The organism is Pseudoalteromonas sp. B160, from assembly GCF_037162485.1.
GTDB lineage: Bacteria > Pseudomonadota > Gammaproteobacteria > Enterobacterales > Alteromonadaceae > Pseudoalteromonas > Pseudoalteromonas rhizosphaerae.
This window is the reverse complement of record NZ_JARLUX010000001.1, coordinates 2,812,641-2,832,937: the sequence shown is the minus strand read 5'-3', so window position 1 is coordinate 2,832,937 and position 20,297 is coordinate 2,812,641. Positions and strand designations below refer to the sequence as shown.

General features: G+C 40.4%; 16 protein-coding genes, 1 other RNA gene and 1 pseudogene. 3 read left to right on the top strand and 15 right to left on the bottom strand.

Features of this window, described 5'->3' with window-relative positions; all coding sequences use genetic code 11:
* Window positions 1-4 precede the first annotated feature (4 nt).
* From P4S61_RS13150 to P4S61_RS13140, 3 genes are all read right to left on the bottom strand, one after another.
* Window positions 5-1,264, bottom strand: a complete 1,260-nt coding sequence (locus P4S61_RS13150; protein ID WP_337118402.1) for an MFS transporter — start codon at window positions 1,262-1,264, stop codon at window positions 5-7.
* A gap of 184 nt (window positions 1,265-1,448) precedes the next feature.
* Window positions 1,449-2,957: a tryptophan halogenase family protein gene (locus P4S61_RS13145; protein ID WP_337118401.1), complete on the bottom strand. Its 1,509-nt coding sequence runs from the start codon at window positions 2,955-2,957 to the stop codon at window positions 1,449-1,451.
* 36 nt (window positions 2,958-2,993) lie between these two features.
* Complete coding sequence (locus tag P4S61_RS13140; RefSeq protein WP_337118400.1) at window positions 2,994-5,552, bottom strand: TonB-dependent receptor; 2,559 nt, start codon at window positions 5,550-5,552, stop codon at window positions 2,994-2,996.
* A gap of 326 nt (window positions 5,553-5,878) precedes the next feature.
* Between P4S61_RS13140 and P4S61_RS13135 the strand changes: the two genes are divergently transcribed.
* Complete coding sequence (locus tag P4S61_RS13135) at window positions 5,879-6,748, top strand: AraC family transcriptional regulator (RefSeq protein WP_145241883.1); 870 nt, start codon at window positions 5,879-5,881, stop codon at window positions 6,746-6,748.
* Window positions 6,749-6,789: 41 nt separating this feature from the next.
* Here P4S61_RS13135 and P4S61_RS13130 read toward each other — a convergent pair whose 3' ends face one another.
* The 5 genes from P4S61_RS13130 to P4S61_RS13110 form a co-directional block, all read right to left on the bottom strand.
* A complete protein-coding gene (locus P4S61_RS13130) occupies window positions 6,790-7,917 on the bottom strand; it encodes a polysaccharide deacetylase family protein (RefSeq protein WP_337118399.1) in 1,128 nt (375 codons plus the stop codon).
* 105 nt (window positions 7,918-8,022) lie between these two features.
* Window positions 8,023-9,189, bottom strand: a complete 1,167-nt coding sequence (locus P4S61_RS13125) for an FAD-dependent monooxygenase (RefSeq protein ID WP_149983222.1) — start codon at window positions 9,187-9,189, stop codon at window positions 8,023-8,025.
* Entirely contained in the window at window positions 9,186-10,370 is a 1,185-nt protein-coding gene (gene ubiH, locus P4S61_RS13120) for a 2-octaprenyl-6-methoxyphenyl hydroxylase (protein ID WP_337118398.1), read from the bottom strand. The genes P4S61_RS13125 and ubiH overlap by 4 nt, the downstream gene beginning before the upstream one ends.
* Before the next feature lie 9 nt (window positions 10,371-10,379).
* Entirely contained in the window at window positions 10,380-11,711 is a 1,332-nt protein-coding gene (gene pepP / locus P4S61_RS13115) for a Xaa-Pro aminopeptidase (protein WP_145241892.1), read from the bottom strand.
* 31 nt (window positions 11,712-11,742) lie between these two features.
* Window positions 11,743-12,306, bottom strand: a complete 564-nt coding sequence (locus P4S61_RS13110; RefSeq protein ID WP_337118397.1) for a UPF0149 family protein — start codon at window positions 12,304-12,306, stop codon at window positions 11,743-11,745.
* Between the two features lie 194 nt (window positions 12,307-12,500).
* Here P4S61_RS13110 and ssrS point away from each other — a divergent pair.
* Window positions 12,501-12,684: non-coding RNA, 6S RNA (gene ssrS / locus P4S61_RS13105), on the top strand.
* A gap of 15 nt (window positions 12,685-12,699) precedes the next feature.
* Here the strand turns inward: ssrS and P4S61_RS13100 are convergent.
* On the bottom strand, window positions 12,700-13,623 hold the full coding sequence (locus P4S61_RS13100; protein ID WP_149983224.1) for a DMT family transporter: 924 nt from the start codon (window positions 13,621-13,623) through the stop codon (window positions 12,700-12,702).
* Window positions 13,624-13,772: 149 nt separating this feature from the next.
* Between P4S61_RS13100 and P4S61_RS13095 the strand changes: the two genes are divergently transcribed.
* Complete coding sequence (locus tag P4S61_RS13095) at window positions 13,773-14,675, top strand: LysR substrate-binding domain-containing protein (RefSeq protein WP_337118396.1); 903 nt, start codon at window positions 13,773-13,775, stop codon at window positions 14,673-14,675.
* Window positions 14,676-14,704: 29 nt separating this feature from the next.
* Here P4S61_RS13095 and P4S61_RS13090 read toward each other — a convergent pair whose 3' ends face one another.
* From P4S61_RS13090 to hrpB, 6 genes and pseudogenes are all read right to left on the bottom strand, one after another.
* The gene (locus P4S61_RS13090; RefSeq protein WP_149983225.1) at window positions 14,705-14,896 is read right to left on the bottom strand and encodes a DUF3185 family protein; all 192 of its coding nucleotides are present in this window, start codon (window positions 14,894-14,896) and stop codon (window positions 14,705-14,707) included.
* A 100-nt stretch (window positions 14,897-14,996) separates the two neighbouring features.
* Entirely contained in the window at window positions 14,997-15,464 is a 468-nt protein-coding gene (locus P4S61_RS13085) for a nuclear transport factor 2 family protein (protein WP_145241905.1), read from the bottom strand.
* Between the two features lie 446 nt (window positions 15,465-15,910).
* Entirely contained in the window at window positions 15,911-16,273 is a 363-nt protein-coding gene (gene bamE, locus P4S61_RS13080; protein WP_145241390.1) for an outer membrane protein assembly factor BamE domain-containing protein, read from the bottom strand.
* A gap of 436 nt (window positions 16,274-16,709) precedes the next feature.
* Window positions 16,710-17,122: pseudogene (locus tag P4S61_RS13075) on the bottom strand (DUF4019 domain-containing protein).
* A gap of 120 nt (window positions 17,123-17,242) precedes the next feature.
* A complete protein-coding gene (locus P4S61_RS13070) occupies window positions 17,243-17,587 on the bottom strand; it encodes a 5-carboxymethyl-2-hydroxymuconate Delta-isomerase (protein ID WP_149983228.1) in 345 nt (114 codons plus the stop codon).
* 113 nt (window positions 17,588-17,700) lie between these two features.
* Window positions 17,701-20,124: an ATP-dependent helicase HrpB gene (gene hrpB / locus P4S61_RS13065; RefSeq protein WP_337118394.1), complete on the bottom strand. Its 2,424-nt coding sequence runs from the start codon at window positions 20,122-20,124 to the stop codon at window positions 17,701-17,703.
* Window positions 20,125-20,297 lie beyond the last annotated feature (173 nt).

The window sequence follows — 20,297 nt, the reverse complement described above, 5'->3', positions numbered from 1 at the left end:
GTCATTAGTTACTTTCAGCAAGCTTTGCTGTCTGTGGATTACTTTTAAGCGTGTGATTAGCAACCAGTGGGTTAGCCCAAATACCGACACTAAAAATATAACCAAGCGGCATTAACAGCAGTAATAGTGATATTTGTAAGCTACCTGTAAGCTCACTCACCGCACCAATAATAGGCGAGGCAAATGCACCGCCGACAATCCCTGTGCATAAAATACCAGATACAGTGCCATGCCCTTTTGCAACTGAGTTTAATGCCAACGAAAATATCACCGACCACATAATTGATAAGAAAAACCCAACCGCAGGAAACGCCCATAATGCCAGCTCAGTATGTGCAAATAATGCGGTAAATAGACTGACCACCGCACCAACACTAAAAGTAAGTAACACATGTTTAGCATCAAAGAGTTTTAACAGCACGATGCCCAATAAGCAGCCTAATGTCAGTGATAGCCAAAACTGACTCACTATCTGTGCTCCGCCTGTATTTGGGTCAAGTTGGTGATAGGTTTGTAAAAATACTGAAATTGAATTAGCCACTCCTTGCTCAAGCGCCACATAAGCCACGATGGCAAAAAAGAACTTAATCACGGTGGGGTCTTTAAATAATTGTAAGCTTTGTTTGATACTGCCTTGTTGCGGATTTTCTGCTTGGGTGTTGTGTTTTATCGGTAACACGCTAATAACCACCAACATCACTGTGCATAACAGTGCAAATAATAAGTACATACTTAGCCAAGTCATATCGGCGGGTACTAATTGCAATAACCAGTTTTGGCTCTGTGCTTGTGAATCTGCTTTAACAAGCGCGCTATATACCAGCGGTGATAAGGTCGCTGCACCACCAAACATTAACTGGGCTGAGACCGAAAAAACCGCAAAATGTTTAGAGCCGCCACTGGCTCGAAGTAACGGATTAATTGCCACTTGCAATAGAGCCATGGCGGTACCGATCAAAAATAATGCTGACATTGCAACAGCAAAAATCGGCAAGCTAACAAATAACACACTGCCAAATAATGCCAGTGAGAATGCTATGAGCATGACCTTTTTTTCACCTAAGCTTTGCACTAACAACCCTGCGGGGATCGACATCACTCCATACGCGATAAAAAATGCAAATGGGAAAAAACCAGCAAGGGTTAAGCCTATATTATAACTTTGGATCAGAGCCGGAAATATCGGCGCTAATAAGTTCGTTATAAATGAAATAACAAAAAAGGTAACCAGTACTAGTAGCACTATCAAATAATTTCTTTTCATAATTGTTCTACCTGAAAGTCTCATTCTAAAAATAAATAGAGTGGTGATAGTCATCTGTTCGTGGGCATACAAACAAAATGATTCAAGGGAATAATTAATCACCACTCTTAATTAGCTAAGTCTGCCATCATAAAATGAGTTATGCGGCACTACTCTACGGCTTGTTGATACTTTTCAACTCACTTTATGCAGTCTTCATTGCATGTAGTTGCTCTGCATGTGGTTTACAATGCTTATTACACAGTTCATGCAAATACATTTTTGCGCCATTACAAATTGCAGCGCAAGCGGGTTCAAATGACTGCTGGCACCGCGAGCTTTGGTAGTCCATGCCACCAAGTAAGCAATACCAACTAGGTCTAAAATAAACTTGCTGTTGGGTAAGCTTTGACAAATACGCATCAAAATCATCGCCATTAAGCCACGCTTTTAGTAAAGACTTTAAAGCACTAGAGCTGTGATTCAGTTGCTTTGCTGTAAGCCAGTATTCACTGTCGGTGCGTAAGCTAGTTGCATAATGCGCAACCACATAATCTTTAATGCCATACACTAATTGATGGAGTTGTTGATTGACGTGTTCAGCTACTTTTAATGACTGCTCGTTGTTTTTTAGCTTTGTTAAGGCTTGGCTAAATAACTTAATACTATGTTGAGTAACCATCAAAGATGTCGCTTCGATGGGCTCAATAAAGCTCTGCGCCAACCCTATAGCCATGACATTGCTTTGCCATGCAGACTGCATACAGCCGACTTTCATTTTTAAATGCCGAAACGCGCTATTTTGTGGATTTATGTTTAATTGCAGGGCAAGCTCATACTGGGCTTGCTCATCAGTGATATGTTTTGAGCTATATACATAGCCGTTACCAATACGGCTAGTGAGCGGAATTTGCCAACACCAACCGGCACTTAACGCCGTAGATTGAGTGGCACATGGCATCACAGCATCGCTAGAAATTGGCGTCGCCACGGCTACAGCACGGTCGTTAAGTAGTTCATCAGCAAATGAATTAAAAGGTGTACCCAGTGTTTGCTCAATTAACAGTGCATTAAAACCACTGGCATCGATAAACATGTCGCCATTAATTTGTCGTCCATCAAACAGCGTAATATCAGCTATATTGCCATTGTTGTTTATATGCGCGTGGCTAAACTCACCATCAATGTGTTCAACCCCATTCTCTTGTGCATAGGCTTTTAGCACACCCGCTAATTTTATGGCATCAAAATGATAACCATAAGTTTGCTCTTTGAGCATAGGTGTATGCACTTTTGGACTTAAATTTTGTTTTGCGATATGGCCTGTTAAAAAATACTCATCTGGGGCTTGCCAATCGCCATTACCGCGCCTTCGGGCATTAGCGTTTACAAAATAAACTTCGGCAGTTTTTTCATCCATGTCGCTATAAAATGGATGGAAATAACAACGTTCATCGCCATTCCAATTATTAAAGTAAATGCCTGCTTTGTAGCTTGCATCGCACTTGGGCATCCATTGTTGTTCACTAATACCGAGTGAATCCATGAAGTTTTTTAAGTGTGGTGTTGAACCTTCACCAACGCCAATACTGCCAATTTTACTCGATTCAATAACACTAATAGCTAATTCAGGATGCTGCTTTGATAAATACGCAGCGCACATCCAACCCGCACTACCACCGCCTAAAATTACTAATTTATTTATGATAGCCATAACTAAAAAAGGCCACCAAGTGGCGGCCTATCTCCATTAGAATTTATAACTTACACCAAGGTAATAACGTGAACCAAACTCGATAGTATTTTGCGTTAAAGCAAAGTTAGTATCGTACGATTGCACCACTTCGTTGGTTAAGTTAACGCCTTCAAGGCTAACATCTAAGTTTTCCATGGCATGCCAGATGATTGACGCATCAATTTGTTGATAGTTATCGTTTTTAACTGCTTGGGCTGCACCAACACCAATCCATTCACTGCGCCAGTTATATGCTAAACGAGTGCTGATAATATCGTTCTCAAAGAACACTGATGCATTAAAACTGTTTTCAGAAACACCTGGTACCATTTCTTTTGAGCCATCTGGCGTGGTTGTTTCACTGTCTACGTACGTATAGTTAGTCACCACCCCAAAACCGTTAGCAAAGCTATGCTGTAGTTGCAGTTCAATACCATTTACAGAGCCTTCGCCGTTACTACGAGGACGAGTAACACGGCATTGCTCATATAGATCTGGACTGGCGCCACAGCCATCTACAAATTCAACCGCTTCAGTCGAAAAAACAACGTTATCAATTTGTTTGCTGAAAAATCCTGCTGATGCCATAGAAGCGCTTGTAAAGTAATACTCTATAGCAATATCGCCCTGGTTAGCTTCATAGGGTTTTAGATCAGGATTTCCCCCTGTGGCGCTACCAAAATTGGCATTAATTGCTAAGCCAGGTTTTAAATCACTGTAGTTTGCGCGAGACATAACTTGTGATGCTGCCGCGCGAATAATAATGTCATCCGATAAATCATAAGCAAAGTTTACGCTAGGGAGTAAGTTATTATAATCGACCGTCTCTTTGAAAACCGCGCCGTCGGCGTAGCCGCTCGATGTTTGCTCAGTCTCAACGTAACGTAAACCAATATTACCTCGGTAGTTTTCGCCACTAAAATCAGCCTTCGCGTAAATGGCGATCATATCTTCATCCACTGAAAAAGTATTACCTAAGTTAGCGACTTCGGTCAGTTCGCCAGCTGCATACTTACCGCTGATGAAATCCCACCATTTATCTGTATCAAGTGAGGCATATGCATCAAGCGTATGACCAGAGCTTTGTGAATGCAGCCCAGTTAATACGCCATCACTCCAATTTGATAAATTACCATCGGGAACAAAACCAAGTACTTCGTCTGGATTACGGTTAAATGCAATGCGCGAAAATTCGCTACTATTAAATTTAATGCCGGTCTTGATTGCAGTAAAGAAATTACCATCTAACTCAAATTTAACATCAGCTTGAGCATAACTCACATCATGCTCTTGCACTGTGGTATCAAAATTTGCTTCTTGCGCATGTTTAAATTGCGTTGCATCGGTAGCATCTAGCGAAGTTAGCCAAACTTGATAAGGACCAGTAGCATCATAAGTAAAACCACCATCAGTGCTGTTTTGTCCATTAGGAAATGCAGGATCACCTATTTTACCTCCTTCATCTGAGGCTGGGATCCACCATGAAGATGCGCCAAATTGCGTGCCGCCATCTGATGTTGATTTGCCAATTACACCACTGAGTTCAAAGCCATCACCTTGAAACTTACCAGTTAGGTTTAGTACATCAGCTTTCATATTAACGGCATTACGCACTACTGGATTATAAATAATAGAAGCATATGCAGGTAATATAGTTGCTTGCTCGGTACCGCCTAATGCATTGTTGGTTACATTAGTAGAACCCGCACCACGGGCGCCAACCGTCAGAAAGTTATGGTTTACATGCGGGTTATCAAATTCAAAACGAAAATAATCAAGCACAAACTCCATATTATCGGTTGGTGCAAACTGCGCGGTTAATTGCGCGCTGGTCCGCTCACGCTCAGACTTAAATGCTTGCGAACCTAAACTCCATGCACCGACTGTCGATTCTTGTCCTGTTGCTTGGTTTTCTGCAAAGTACTCATAGTAGCCGCCAATAGACTCAAGTACATGGCGCCCTGAAGTTAATTGTTCATAAGAGTACGCTGCTAAAATACCAAATTTTTCATCTTCATTTTTCCAACTAGCAAGAATTGATGCACCAGGATCAGTCTCATCATACAATGAACTTTGTGCCAACTCTGCAGAGAGCAGTAACGTATTTGCATCTAACTCCAGAGGTTTACGAGTCGTTAAGTTAACGGTTCCTCCCAGTGCTCCTTCTTCGATATCTGCTTCCGGTGTTTTATACACTTGCACACCCGACACTTGCTCTGCTGATAACAATTCCATATTAAAAGTACGTGTCGCTGGGCCTAAATCGTACCATGAGGTGCTTGCTACTGTTTGACCATTGAGTAATATTCTTGATTGCTCTGGTGCAGTACCACGAATAGTTACGCCATTTACCTCACCATATTGGCGGTCAACCGTCACTCCTGAAATACGTTGTAGTGCATCACCAATGTTTTTATCCGGAAATTTACCAATATCTTCTGCGGTAATGGCATCTACCACTCCATCTGCAAAACGCTTAGTGTTCATTGACGCTTCTAAAGAGCGACGAATGCCACGCACTTCAATGGTTTCTATATCACTGTCAGCTTGAGTTTGAGCTGCAGCTAATGCCATTGGACTGACCTATAGTGCTGAGATACATATCGCCAATGTCGATAGTTTAAGCGATGCTTTGTTGATGTTTTTCATTCCTAGTCCCCTATTTATTGTTATTGAAAGCGTTACTAGGGTATCGCGCCGCATTCGTGTTAAGCAGTACAATTGACACTTTATCCGGTACTTTCCTATCAAAGGAATGTTAATTTTGATGGCAAAATGTTCAATGTCCTGTTAGCAAAGAATCGCGTGCAATAGATTAATACTAAAAGTGAATTGAAAAGTATTACTTAGACTGCTAAAAATTGTTCAATATAGGGACTAAAATAAATAAGGAGGTCGTCATGCGGGCAATGTGTGAAAAAGTCATTCCTAATACCAATTCATCGTGGCGCTATTGTAAATATACGCTTGATTACATTCCATTTAATTGGCATTACCATCCAGACTTTGAGATTTGCCTTACTTTAAACAGTCAAGGGGTATGCCATATTGGCGATTACATTGCTCCTTATGGCGAACTTGATCTAGTGATCCTTGGTGCTGATTTGCCCCATACTTGGCAATCGTCACCGAATATAGATAACAGTGTACAAGTTGTTCACGTTGCACAAATTCCAAAAAAATGGCTTAGTCAGCAAATTACTAGTCACCCTGAATTTGCCATACTTGAAGAGTTATTAATCGCTGCGCGACAAGGCCTTAAATTCTCGACTAAAACAGCGATGATAGCGAAATCATATTTTGAAAAAATCGAGGTCAGTAACCCTTTTGAGCAATATTTAGGTTTATTTAAATTACTGTATTTAATGAGCCAAGAAGCAGTCCCTCAGCAGCTTTCTAGCGCGAGTTTTTGCTACACTAATAAAACTGATCCCGCAAAAGATAAATTTGATAAAGTGATTGATTATATTTACCGCCATTACACTGAGGGCTTAAGCGCAGAACAATTAGCTAACATGGCGCATATGAGCACTAACCACTTTCACCGCTTTTTTAAAAAGCGCATGGAACGCACTTTAACAGAATTTATTAACCAGTTAAGAATTGGTCAAGCTTGTAAGCTATTGATCAATACTAACCGCGCTATTACGGCTATCAGCGATCAATGTGGGTTTAAAAATACCTCTAACTTTAATCGCCGCTTTTTAACACTAAAAGGGACAACACCAAGCCAATTTAGAAAGCGCTTAAAACAAAAATCATTAGTGTGAAAGAGTAAAAAGGTAGGGCTACCTACCTTTTATAAATACCGTTATTTTTCAAGTAACCACAATGCAGGCGTGCTGGAAGGCTGCCAATTACTTTGGGAATAATGTGCTTGTAACACAGAATAAATTTTATCTTGATAACTTACAAAATTAGTAGCTTCGTATTGCCTGTTTTGTTGCCATTGAGGCGCATAATTATCAAGTGTATCAAATCGATAACCTTCTGCTCTTGCGTACTCAACAAAGCTTTTAATTTTGGGCAAGTTAATCGTCGCACCTTGCCCGCGCGGACCATCTTCAAACAAAAAGTCATGGGTGAGTATCACTACTTTATTCGCTGCTAATCCATCGCTGCAATCTAAGTTTTGCGTGCGGCTATTGACAGGATCCATTGTTTTGCCAGGGCAAGTATTGACGATTTGATTAATGCTTTCGACCATTTGAATACCATCTGCCATTGTTTCTGCAGGGTAATCAACGCCCCAGTTCACTGGGCCCCAATCAAAATCCCAACCATAAACCTTATAGTCTTCGCTTGCTAATTTATCAGATATTTTTACTGCGACTTGTGAGCTATTGGTAGAAACCTGTGGATCACAAGAAAAAGCTGGATCCCAAGGTGGTAAATTATCAGATGTTGCGCATAAACCATCACCTTTAAAAGTTTTCGTAACACGCCACGCATTGGTATACGGCAAGCGTGCCATTGTTCTCATTTTAAAGTTTGGGAAGCTTTCTGCATTAGGTAATAACGCCAAGACCTTTTGAGTATTAAGCTCAAAGTAATCATAATCGATACTTACATCTTGGTAGGATTTAACTGGCCATAAACCAACTTCGTTACAATAAACAGCACCAGAGCGCTCTCCATCCGTGCAATTATGCAACATATGGTCATAACTATGGTTAGCTAAAAGGTGACCGCTATTTAAAAGCTTAGCTAATGCTAATTGTGAGTGTTGTTCATTTTCATCGCCTTCACCATACATGTGAAAAGCATTGATAAAAAATGTCGCTTTTATTTGTGCCTCATCTAAAGTATCAATTAGCCCTGAGGTGGCATTAATCGGGCCATCATCAAACGTTAAATAGATAACCTTGTCGTCATCTGCAAAGCTGTAAGTTGAGCATAAACTTGCACACAATAGCGTTACTGCCGTTTTATTTTTCATTTTGTTCTCCATTAATTAACACCTAATTAATATTGCATGCTATTTAGCCATCGACTGATACGAAGCAATGCAATTTAGGTATTAATCAAACAAAATGAATCTCTGCTACTTCCCTATCGCTTGCTTGGCAAACAGGTGCTTAATTGGGCCTAAGTTATCAACCAAGCTTAAACCCACACCACGTACCAGTTTTTTAAGTGGGTTAGCGCCTGCAAATAATTCTTTTAAGCCTTGCATCATGGCAATATGCTTTTGTGCATCAAGCTTGCGGGTACGCTCGTAATCACGCAATAGTCGATTACTGGCAAACTCTTTATTGTCAGCAGTTAACAGCTCAATAAGGTAAGCGGCATCTTTAAGGCCTAAGTTCATACCAAGTCCTGCTAACGGATGAATGGTATGTGCGGCATCGCCCATTAATACCACTTTACCTGTCACCCATTGCTGCGCGTAACGCATTTTCAAAGGGAACGCTGTGCGCGCACTTTGTACCTCACATAAACCGCATTGGCCATCAAGGGCTGCCATAACTGCTTTATTAAAATCGCTATCATCCATGGCTAGTAACGTTTGGCAATGCGCAGGACTGGTTGACCATACAATTGAGTGCGTATTGGCATCTGGCAGCGGTAAAAACGCCAGTGGTCCAGTAGGTAAAAATACTTGGCGCGCAGTATTATTATGTGGCTCAGTGGTTCTTACCGTCGCAACGATGGCGTTATGATCATAATCTTTAAACGTAATGGGCAAATTAAACTGTTTCCGAATCGCTGAATTTGCGCCATCGGCTGCCACTAATAACTTGGCTATAACCGGCTCACCAGAGTCTAAGGTTATAAAGACGTCATTGTCAGTTTGGTGTATTTGTTGATAGCGTGTATCAAACATAAGTGTTGCTTGGCTGTGTTGTTCTAATTCATTGATCAGTGCATAACGAATGATGTCGTTTTCAACAATATGACCTAAATGAGGAAGGTCCAGTTCATCGCTGTTAAAAGCAATTTTGCCAAAGCTATCTTGGTCGCGCACATCCATATGGGTATAAGCGCATGCTCTTTGAGCAATGATCTCAGGCCACACTTGCAAAGATTCAAACAAGTGTTGGCTGGCAAGGCTCAGTGCACTTACGCGTAAAGCGTATTCATCGCCTGGCAATACTTGTTTTGCTGCAGCATCAATTACTACTACACTGATATTGGCTTTAACAAGCCCCAGCGCGAGGGTTAAGCCAACACAGCCGCCCCCCACAACACATACTTGTGTCTGTTTCATAGTCGTTTACCTTGTTTAACCTGACCCATTAATTGCTTAGCTAAAGGTGTTTTTAAAGAAGCACACAAATCCATGGCGAATAGACCACAGCTGCGACCAAATGCGAGTATTCGTGATGAGTTTGAAAATAACCGCACTAAAGAATCTGTTAACGTCATTACAGTGGTTATATCTTGGTTACGTTGTTTGGCATATTCACGGGTAAATAGGTAACTGCCAATTGCCAATTCGCTAGTTACTAATTCACATAGAAGTTGCACATCGCGCAGGCCTAAATTAAAGCCCTGCCCTGCAATAGGATGAATCGCATGCCCTGCATTGCCAATTAGTACCGTACGGTGAGCACTTAATGACTCAGCACGGCCATACACCAGTGGATAGTTTGCTCGCATGCCGACTTTAGTAAATTGCCCGCCACGATAACCAAATGCAGTTTGCAAAGCACTTACAAACGCGCTGTCGTCAAGCTGCATATGCGCGTCAATATCGGCTTTATCCATACACCATACTAACGAGTAACGGTTATTACTCATCGGGAGTAATGCCATTGGTCCATGCTCAGTAAAGCGCTCAAAAGCATGGTTATGATGACCACCTGCCACTTCAATATTGGCAATGATCGCCCCTTGTGAATAAGGCTCAGGAGTAAAATTGATCTTTGCCAGCTGGCGAGTAGCCGATTGCGCACCGTCAGCAATCACCACTAATTGGCCATTAAGTTGAGCACCAGACTGCAAAGTAATACTTGCAAAGTCATGATGATAGGTAATATTTGCAACACTGTCAGGGCAATACATGACCACTTGGGTAGCTGCAAGTTGTTGATGTAAAGCACGACCAAACGGATTTACCTCAACAACATAACCTAGAGCTGACTGCGAAAATTGCGCACAATCGATCTGCGTTTTACCGAAGTGACCGCGATCCGACACGGTCACTTTTTTAATTGCCGCAGCAAATGAGGCATCAATATCAAAGGCATTAATGGTCTGTAAAAATTGCACCGATTGTTGTGCTAAGGCGATACTTCGGTCGTCAAAACTAGGATGGTGTTCAGTGCTTGGTTGATTTGCTTCAACCACCGCAATCGTTAATTGCGGCGCATGTTTCGCAAGACTCAGCGCACAACTGGCACCCGCTAAGCCACCACCGATAATAACAACATCAAACTGCTCTGCCACGTCCTGCTCCTAGCGGTTAATTGCTTGCTTTTGCATTAACGCTTCAATCTCGCTGATACTTTTTGGCACACTCAAGGTAAGATTTTCGTGACCTTGCTCGGTCACTAACAGGTTATCTTCAATACGAATACCAATGCCCTTATATTGCTCAGGTGCTTGTGCATCTAGGCTAACATACAAGCCAGGTTCAATAGTGAGTACCATACCAGCTTCAAATGGGCGTTCTTTTTCGTCTTTTTTATAGTCGCCTACATCATGCACATCAAGGCCAAGCCAATGACCAAGGCCATGCATATAAAATGCTTTACATGCTTGGTTATCAAGTAACTCTTGTAACTCACCTTGCAAAATACCTAAATCAACTAAGCCTTGGGTGAGCACTGTCATCGCTAATTTATTAGCCTTTGATAAGCTACCACCGGGCTTTACTTCAGTAAACGCTGCTGCTTGCGCCGCTAGAACAATGTTATAAAGCTCAGCTTGAGGCTGGCTAAATTGCCCATTAATAGGGAAAGTACGCGTAATATCTGCCGCGTAACCTTGCAGTTCAGCGCCAGAATCAATCAGCACTAAATCACCGTCGGTCAGCACATCACTGTTAGCAGTGTAATGCAATATATTGGCGTTATCGCCACCGCCGACAATGGTGCCATAGGCGGGATGACGCGCACCATGCATAGCGTAATGATGATGAAGCTCGGCTTCTAGCTGATATTCGGTAGCGCCTGGCTTTGCAAACTGCATAGCACGAATATGTCCTTGGGCACTTATTTCACACGCTTGGCGCATAATATTCACCTCAGCAGGTGATTTAAATAAACGCATTTCGTGCACTAAACCACGAATATCTTTAATCGTATGTGGCGCTTTATAACCTTTTTTAGGCGCGCCACGCAGCGTATTTAATAACGCCCACACTTTATCGTCAAACTGTGGATAAGTACCTTGTGCATAAAATAAAATCTGCTGGCCGTTCACCAAATTCAATAATTGTTCAGTTAGTTCACTCAGTGCACATGTTTGGTCGAATAAATAATCTTTTTTAGCTTTTTCAAAACCAATACGACGACCATGCCAAATTTCCGCCAGCTTATCTTTGTTCAAACAAAACAGCGTACTCGGTGTATCGCTGCTTGGGCAAAGCACTAACACTGCATCGGGTTCATTAAAGCCAGTTAAGTAGAAGAAGTCGCTATCTTGGCGAAACGCATATTCAGTATCACGGCTGCGGGTTACTTCACTTGCCGCAGGAATGATAGCCACACTGTTTGGTTCCATCATGGCAAGTAAACGATCTCTGCGTGCTTTAAACTCTGCTTTTTCTATTTTAACTGTTGGCATTATAAACCCTGTTTGTACTGTTAATTTTAACTTAGTGAAGTGTTTTTTTAGTGCTTTTTGGCGCTTGCTCTTGACCAAGTTCAGCAAAACACAACAGCGCAGAAACTCGCACATATTCAATTACTTCGTGCAATGCTTGGCTGTCTTCTTCGGTTTCATCAAACATGGTATCTAAACGCGTAATTTCACTAAAATCACTGATCACTTCTTTTACATCAGCTGATAACTTGCCATAGTCTTTTTGCTTTAAGCCAAAACCAAGCATAAATCCAGCGACCCATGACACTAAACCATTCGCTTGATCTACTAAGGTTTCGTCATCGCTTGGTAAAAATAAATCAAATTGAAACTCTTCGTTGTTAAAACTTTCTACAACTTGCTTATAAATAATGGCAAAAAATTCTTTCAGATCATGGCTAAATGCTTGGCCATCATTAAACACATCGCTTAATAAGCCTAAGTATTCTTTGGCTTCAATATTCAAGCCGCAGGCTAATAATCCACTGATCACGCCGTGTGCTTCTGAAGGAGTGACAAATATTTCGTTTTTTTCCAATAGTAATTGGGCTTGTTGGTAATCTGGTAATTCGTTCATGCTGAGATCTTCGCTTGGCTAATTAAGTCAATGCTACCACTCGATAAATAGCAACTCCAATGAAAAGTATGATTGAGGTCAAAAAGCAATCCGAAAAGTAAATAGCCAGTTACCAGTGCTGGAAAATCACTCGAACAGTATAATTATTTTGAATTTGGGGTGTAAGGATTGGCTTATGTCTTATATACTGAATTTGTTCCCTAGGGTGTTGGAGCTTGGTTAAGTCCCTGAGCCGATAAATTTTATGTTAGGGTTTCTGTTCGTCTGCTATTGTGCAAGCTCGGCATGTACCGAGAAGCCTACGGCAAACCGCAGATTCCCGCCCTGAGACCTTATGGTTTCAGGACTGACACCGAGTGCCACATACTTGGGGAACACCTTTCTTACCTTCCTTTATACTATCTGCTGTTGTGCTTTAAACCATTGATAATAATATGAGCCAAATGTATTTAATAGCGTCGCAAATGCAATTAAGCTCGTACCCAGAATTTGCATCAAACTCATTACGGTACTAAAAAATAAAAACTGGAATAACACCGCAAAGATTAAGTTAGTATAAATTAAAGGCGCCAGCTGTGAGTTTGAATCAACTAATCTATATGCTTTGGAACGAAAAAACTGAGTTGCAGCAGTTGAAAGTCCTAAAAACAATAATAACAATAAGATCCCCTGCTCGAAATTGACTATCATTATTATACTTTGTTGATACTCAACTTGGCTGGTAAAAATAACCATCACAGGTAAAACAAACAATGCTGCAATTGCAAAACAGCACCCGTTTATTACCAAGATAGGTAAATTTATTTTACTGGCTCTAAATAAAGCAACTTGCGAGCAACCATTAAAAAAACCAGCCGCTAAACCTATTAATAATTCCCAGCGCCACGTTATCCCTTGTACGGTTAAGTTTTGCATCACCACGCCAATGCCCATTAATATTAAGGTAGGTAAAACCATTCGACTGATTTTGGTTTTATAAAAATAGCGCTCAAGTAGCGGAATAAATAACGGCCCAGTACTAAATAATACCACGGCCTCAATTAACGTTAAGCGACTTAAGGCCAACATAAAACAACCTTGGCAACTGGCAATAAAAATGGCACGTAAGATAAATGCACCCCAAGCTGCTTGATTTGGCATCACCCAGCGGCTGCATGCAGCAATAAACAACATAACTAACGCAGGAAGTAATAAACGCAACATCACTAATATTGCATCACTAAAATACTCAGTTAAAAGTTTTGAAAATAAACTATTCAACGCTAAAGTAAATGTGGATAACAGCATAAACATACTGGGTCGTAATAAAGCAGCCATAACAACTCCTTTCTCAACGAGAAATACGTTTCACATTGAGAATAATAAGCTTAACATTAATCTGAGGCGCTAAATTAGCGTAAATAGGTAGAATGAAAAAGCGAGTAATTATGCACAAACCTGTAAGTAAAACTTAACAAAGAGAAACTATGGCTAACTCTATTCCTTTAAAATCGCTTCATAGTTTTATTGCAGTCGCAGAAACTGGAAGTATGGTCCTCGCTGCTGAGCAATTAAATATTAGTCATTCTGCAATAAGCCAAGCAATTAAGTCTCTTGAATCGCAACTAAACACTCAATTATTTACTCGTATCGGCCGACGAGTTGAGCTAAATAGCACGGGTAAACGCTATTACCTGCGAGTACAGCCAGCTCTAAATGAGATTATAGCTGCAAGTTTTGAGATCTCTGCGAGTCAGCTCTGCGCGCACTTAACTTTAAATATGGTGAACTCGATGGCATTGCATTGGTGGATCCCACGAGTAGCGGAACTACAAGCTTACGCGCCAGAGTTAGATGTGCGTTTATCTAATTTAGTCGGAGAGTTTAACTTAGAGCAACATGGCGTGGATGTCGCTTTGGTGCATGGTAAACAACAAGATTGGGCGCAATATCACTGCGAAAAACTGGCTGATGATGAGCTTATTTTAGTATGTAGTCCTGAATTAATAAAAACCTTGCCCACAGATTGCCAAACTGGCAAAGAGCTACTTACTCGTTTCCTGGCTATTTTTGCCATAAACCCACGCCGCGATAACGATTGGCACGTATGGTGTAACGCCCATCAATTAGCAATACCGAAACAACATAAAAACCTCACTTTTAATATTTCAGTACAAGCAACGCAAGCGGCAATGCGCCAATTAGGTGTTTTGGTCACCCATAAACAATTTGTAAAAGATGATATTCAACAGGGTATGCTGGTGCAAATAGGTGAGCCGGTATTAAACCCACATCAACAGTTTTATTTTGCTACCAGCCATAGCAAGCGTGAACAAGCCACTATATTGATATTAAAAAAATGGTTAAAATCGCAGTTTTCTAATCAATAAAAGTTTATCAGCCTACGGCTTACTAAAAGTTAATTTTTAACTTTTAGTGCACCTAATACGATACAGACAACACCACCGACCATTCCAGCCCAAGCCTCAATGGGTGTATCACCACTAAAAGTTCGCGTAATTTGCGCACTTGCAGAGTCATAAACGTCATAACCCCAAAAAGCCAGTGCAGCTCCAATACAGATCAGCACAATACCAATTACTTTATTCATTTTAATTCCTATTAAAGCTAACAGAGGTAATCTCTAAAAATACGCTAAGATATTGATTTAAGCAAAAACTAAAAATAACCTTCACACCGCTATTTAAAAATTACTCATGGTATTTACGGATCACCGCAATCTTACCGTTTTCAATTTCCAGAACATCCATCAACGTTTGGGTGTATTCAATCAGTTGCTTGTTTTGCGGGTGCACACCTTTCGCGTGTTGCGTGTAACGAATCGCAATCGCGGTATTATTAAATATGAAAGTATCAAGTAACTTTGCTTCATATTCAGTGTGGGCACCTAGATAAAAAGTCATACCTTTGCGCATCATGGCCTTACCGTCAGGTGAACGAGAATCATCGCTTTGATAAGGTAGGTGTTGATTAGCAACATCGTCAGTGAGTAACGCTAAAAAAGCTTCTAGTTCTTTACTGCTAGCTTTAGGCGCCTGAGTTGCCGTCATGGTGGAAAAATATTGCTGGGCGAGTCCTTCTAGTTCGTTATTTTCGTCTTTTGCATGTAAGTTAAAAGTTGCGATAACAGCTAACAATAAAAAAGTAACGTATTTCATTATGCTCTCTTGCATTGTGTTTAATTATCACTCTATCAAAACAGCAACAAACTAAAATGTATAGTCTTTTTATAATAAATCACGCTTCGCCGGATGGTTTTATAAAATACTCTTATAAAATATCATCTAAAAGGCTGGCTTGTTCTGGACAATCTCAGTAAGCATGTAGCGAATCTTCTACAACTTAAGACCCATACCTTTTTAATTAAATTATTTTAATGTTCACCGGCACTTTCAATGCATAATAAAATTAACACACTCAATAACTTATTTAAATAAAAAGTCATTAGACTAACAACCAGCCTATAATTTACTTTAAAATAAATATAAAACTTAATGACCATTTAATATAAAAAAGTGATTGATTTAGGGAGAGGATAAATAATAGGGGTATTACGACTACTAAGCAGCCGTAATAGAAATGCGTTGAAATAGATAGTTACGAGTTATAGGTGTGAAGAACTACCAGCTGATTCATTGAATGATAAACCTGATACAATGCCTTTAGCATTAAAACGGATTGTTACATTCTTTGTCTCATTTTGAGAACCACCGACATGGCCTGCGTATGGAATAAAGCCTACACCACCGCCTTGACCTTCGCTGTAGCTGTATGTCCATACAACTTCGTCATTACCTATATCATTAACGCCCATAGGGTCGCCAATCGCTTCTTTGACTTGCTCTTGAGTTGTTTCGCCTTTTTTGAAGCCTTTTACAACTTCCATATCAAAATCACGGCCTTGTGAGGTGCTATTACATGCGGCCAAAACAAACGCCATTGCAATTGTTAATAATATCTTTTTCATGTCATTCCTTAATAATTATCTTTTAAATTCCATTTCAACGCGATTAAGCGCGTTAATTATGAACAAAAAAATAAAATATCAACCCCAAATGGAAACATATTAAAGATAAAAAAATTAATCAGTAAAAATGTATAATAAAATAAAAAAACAAATACTATAATTATAAATGTTTCAATCCCACTTATGATTAGATATTACTTTCCAACCCACTATAGCTACCATTTTATACCATGATTTCATTTGGATAACTTACTCACTAGTAGAGCGCAACAATCCACAACTAAAGTAAATTAATGCAACATCAGCAACAATAAATATCATTATCATTATTTTATTTTATTTTATTTTATTTTATTTTTGTAAACTCCAATTTTTAATAATTATTTTATATTTTTTATTTCGTTAAAAAATACAGCTGTAGTAATAATAGGTTAATTCACTGGATAAAATAACCAATCACTTGCCATTGCTCAGCAGATTTTTTTAATGTCACGGTTTCAATCGACTGTGCTTTATTTTCAAAATCAGTTTGAAACTCTAAAATCACATAATCACCGTCGGGCAGTTGCGGTATTGAGGTTAACACTTGACGACTGATACCTTCGCGAGATGTAACAGCACCTAGCGGCGTACGAACTTGCTCTAACTTAGATACCCAAAGCGCTTGCGGTACATTTTTTTGAAAAACGCCCCAGCCTGCTGCCAACTGTTTGCGTATTTACCACTATCAACAACTTCTAACCAGCTAGTCGCAGGGGCGATTTCTGTTGATACATCAACAACCCTTAGCGTCTGAGCCCACGTTAATGTGCTTATAAATAAACATAAAACAACAATTATATTTTTCATGGTGAGTCCTTTTTTCTATCAAGTTATTTTGCCTCAAGCACAAAATCACTGTTCAACTTTGCCATAAATGATTTTCAAAAAACAATCTGCACTGTCGAAGCATCGCTCACTATGTTCTGCTTAAAGCTGGCTTTTATTACAATATGTTGCCTTTTCAAAGTCACTGACATTCATTGCAATATTGTCGATATGTGGGAACATCTGAGTAAGTTTAGTCACTATCGCTTTTGATAATTCAGCTTTTTGCTCAGTCGTTCGCCCCTCCATTATATATCCAAAAACATGAATAAATTCGTACTGTTTATTACCCACTAAATAACGATTATACGGGTTTACTCTGACTTTAATTTCATGCTCAGCGAACAAATCCGATGCGTTTGCAGTGTGATGAATTTGTTCATTAATGGTATCTTCATCATGATGAGTCAAGATACTCTGCGAGCAATCTATAATAAAGTGTGGCATTAAATAACTCCTTGTTTATGCAGTCAATAAGTATTTAACTTACCTTTTTTAAACTATAAAACACTGCTTAATGGTCAATTTTACTCTTGCTAACTTTGTCCTCGCTAGCTCCTTCACATCTTACTTTTAACTTTACTCGTAGCCACACTGGTGGCGGGGTTATCAGGCCAAAAGTGTTTTGGATAACGACCTTTCATTTCTTTTTGCACCTCCCGATAGCTGGTTTGCCAAAAGCCAGCAAGATCTTGTGTTAGTTGTAAAGGTCGTCTTGCTGGTGAGAGTAGTTCCATTAATAAGGGTAACTTGCCTTGCGCTAATATTGGCGTACTGGTCATGCCGTACACTTCTTGCATACGAACACTGAGTTTTGCAGGGCCGTCGAGTTGATATTCAATACGAATATTTGAGCCACTTGGAACTGACACTCTCAGCGGGAATAAATCATTTAGCGCATTTTGTTGTTGCCAATTAAAACAACTTTGCAAGGCATTAAAGTAGTTAAACTTTTTCAACTGTTCGAGAGTTTTTATATCTTCCAGAAAAGCACCTAACCAAAGCTGTGCGTCATCGATTAAGCTTTGTTTAGTGACGACAGGAAATTGCTCCGGCACTAAATTACTGGCTAAACACATACGAATAAGTAACTGCTCACTGTCGCTTTGTTCATTAAATAATTCAAAGCCTTGTTTTTGAAATAAAGCTAACCACGCTTTCGCCCGCTCACTTTTATCAAGCGGATGTTTACTCGGTTGGCTAGTAACTGTAATTGCCCCTAGTTTGACTTCATCTTGATGAATAAAGCGCCCTGTTTTTTCGTCAAATTCACAGCGCGTTTGTGCAGTAAATAAGTGTGTCAGTTCATCCTCAATCTCTGTAGGAGTAAACGCAACAGCTGCAAAAATACGACTGCCTTTTTGGCCTCCCATTGAAGCAATTGCAAGGTAGTCCTCGTTATGCCAATGCTCGTTGTTTAGCTCAGCACCTGCGCCATTGGCAAGCAAGTAACCATTGCCACGCTTTTTAGCTAATCGATCAGGAAAAGCAAACGCCACCAGCAAAGCCAAATAAGTGGTTTGTAGTTCGCGTACTTCAGTTAGCTTTAATCGCTTTAACCAAAATTTCAGTTGCTGTTTAAATACCGGATGTGGCCGAGCATGTTGACTGTGTAATGCTAAGCTTAAATCTGCGGCATGGCTTATCCGACTCTCTAATAACGCAATTAAATACGCCGCTAATGTATAAATACCTGGCATCTGAGGTTCGAGTTGCTGCGCTTTAATTAGCATGTGCGCTAGGCGAATATCCGCGCCAAAACTTAGCATGCGTGTACCGAGGGGGGTCAATTTATTGTTATTATCGAGCGCCTCTAACATTTGCAGTAATTTTGTTGCTTGCTGTATTTGTTGTGCTGTTGGACTATCTAACAAGCTTAGATCAGTTAACTCCGCGCCCCAGCATTTTGCCTCCAATAATAATTGGCTAATATCAGCACTTAAAATTTCTGGCGCATCATGGCTATTACGCCGCTCAAAGGTTTGTTTTGAACCAAGCCTATAAACTACACCGGGCTCAATACGCCCAGCCCGCCCAGCTCGTTGAATTGCCGATGAGCGAGAAATACTTTGTGTGGTGAGTTCAGTAACGCCAGTTTTTAAATTAAAACTAGCAGCGCGGCGCTTGCCACTATCAACCACAATACGAATACCTTCAATGGTTAAGCTAGTTTCGGCAACATTGGTGGTCAGCACCACTTTACGAGTACCTTTTGCCGCAGGGGCAATTGCAGCTTGTTGAGATGCTTTATCTTGTTCACCAAACAGAGTAACTACATGGCAATTTGCAGGCAAATCTGACAGCGCTTGTTGTACGCGGTTGATCTCATATTGACCGGGCAAAAAAACTAACGCACTGCCTGTTTGTTCAACTAAAGCTTGTTTGATAATACTGGCCATAGCGTCAAGCCAGCGGCTTTCATCTTTAATGGGTATGTAAATTTCATCGATGGGAAAGCTACGCCCGTGGGAACTAATAATTGAACAATCAAAAAACTGCTGATAGCGTTCGCTATCAAGGGTTGCCGACATCAATAAAATCGTTAAATCATCACGCAGTGCAGCTTGAGATTCTAATGCAAACGCTAATGCGGTATCGGCCGCAATAGAGCGCTCATGAAATTCATCAAATATCAGTAGGTCAACGCCACTGAGCTCTGGGTCGTTTTGTAGCATACGCGTGAGCATGCCCTCGGTAACAATTTCAAGGCGGGTATTAACACTGACTTTGGTTTCCTGCCTGATACGTAAACCAACGCTTTGCCCTACGGTTTCGTTTTGGCACTGTGCTAAATAGTTGGCAATATTACGTGCAGCTAAGCGACGCGGCTCAAGCATGACAATGTGCTTAAAGTGCCCGTCGCGCATCAACTGCAATGGTAACCATGTTGACTTACCCGCACCTGGCGGCGCTTGTAGTAAGGTAATCGGATCACTTTGTAATGTAGTAACGAGTTGATGATATATGTCTTGAACCGGCAGCACAGCTATTTATCCTAAATTGCTTTGTTAGCATTGTAACAAAAAACAATTGTGTGGCAGCGATTGATACTATTAATATTTAATACACATCGGCGTTTTGTGTTATCAAATTAAATATTATTGAAACAGTAAACCGACTGAGCGCAACTACCTTTATTTATGAAAGACTTAAAAAA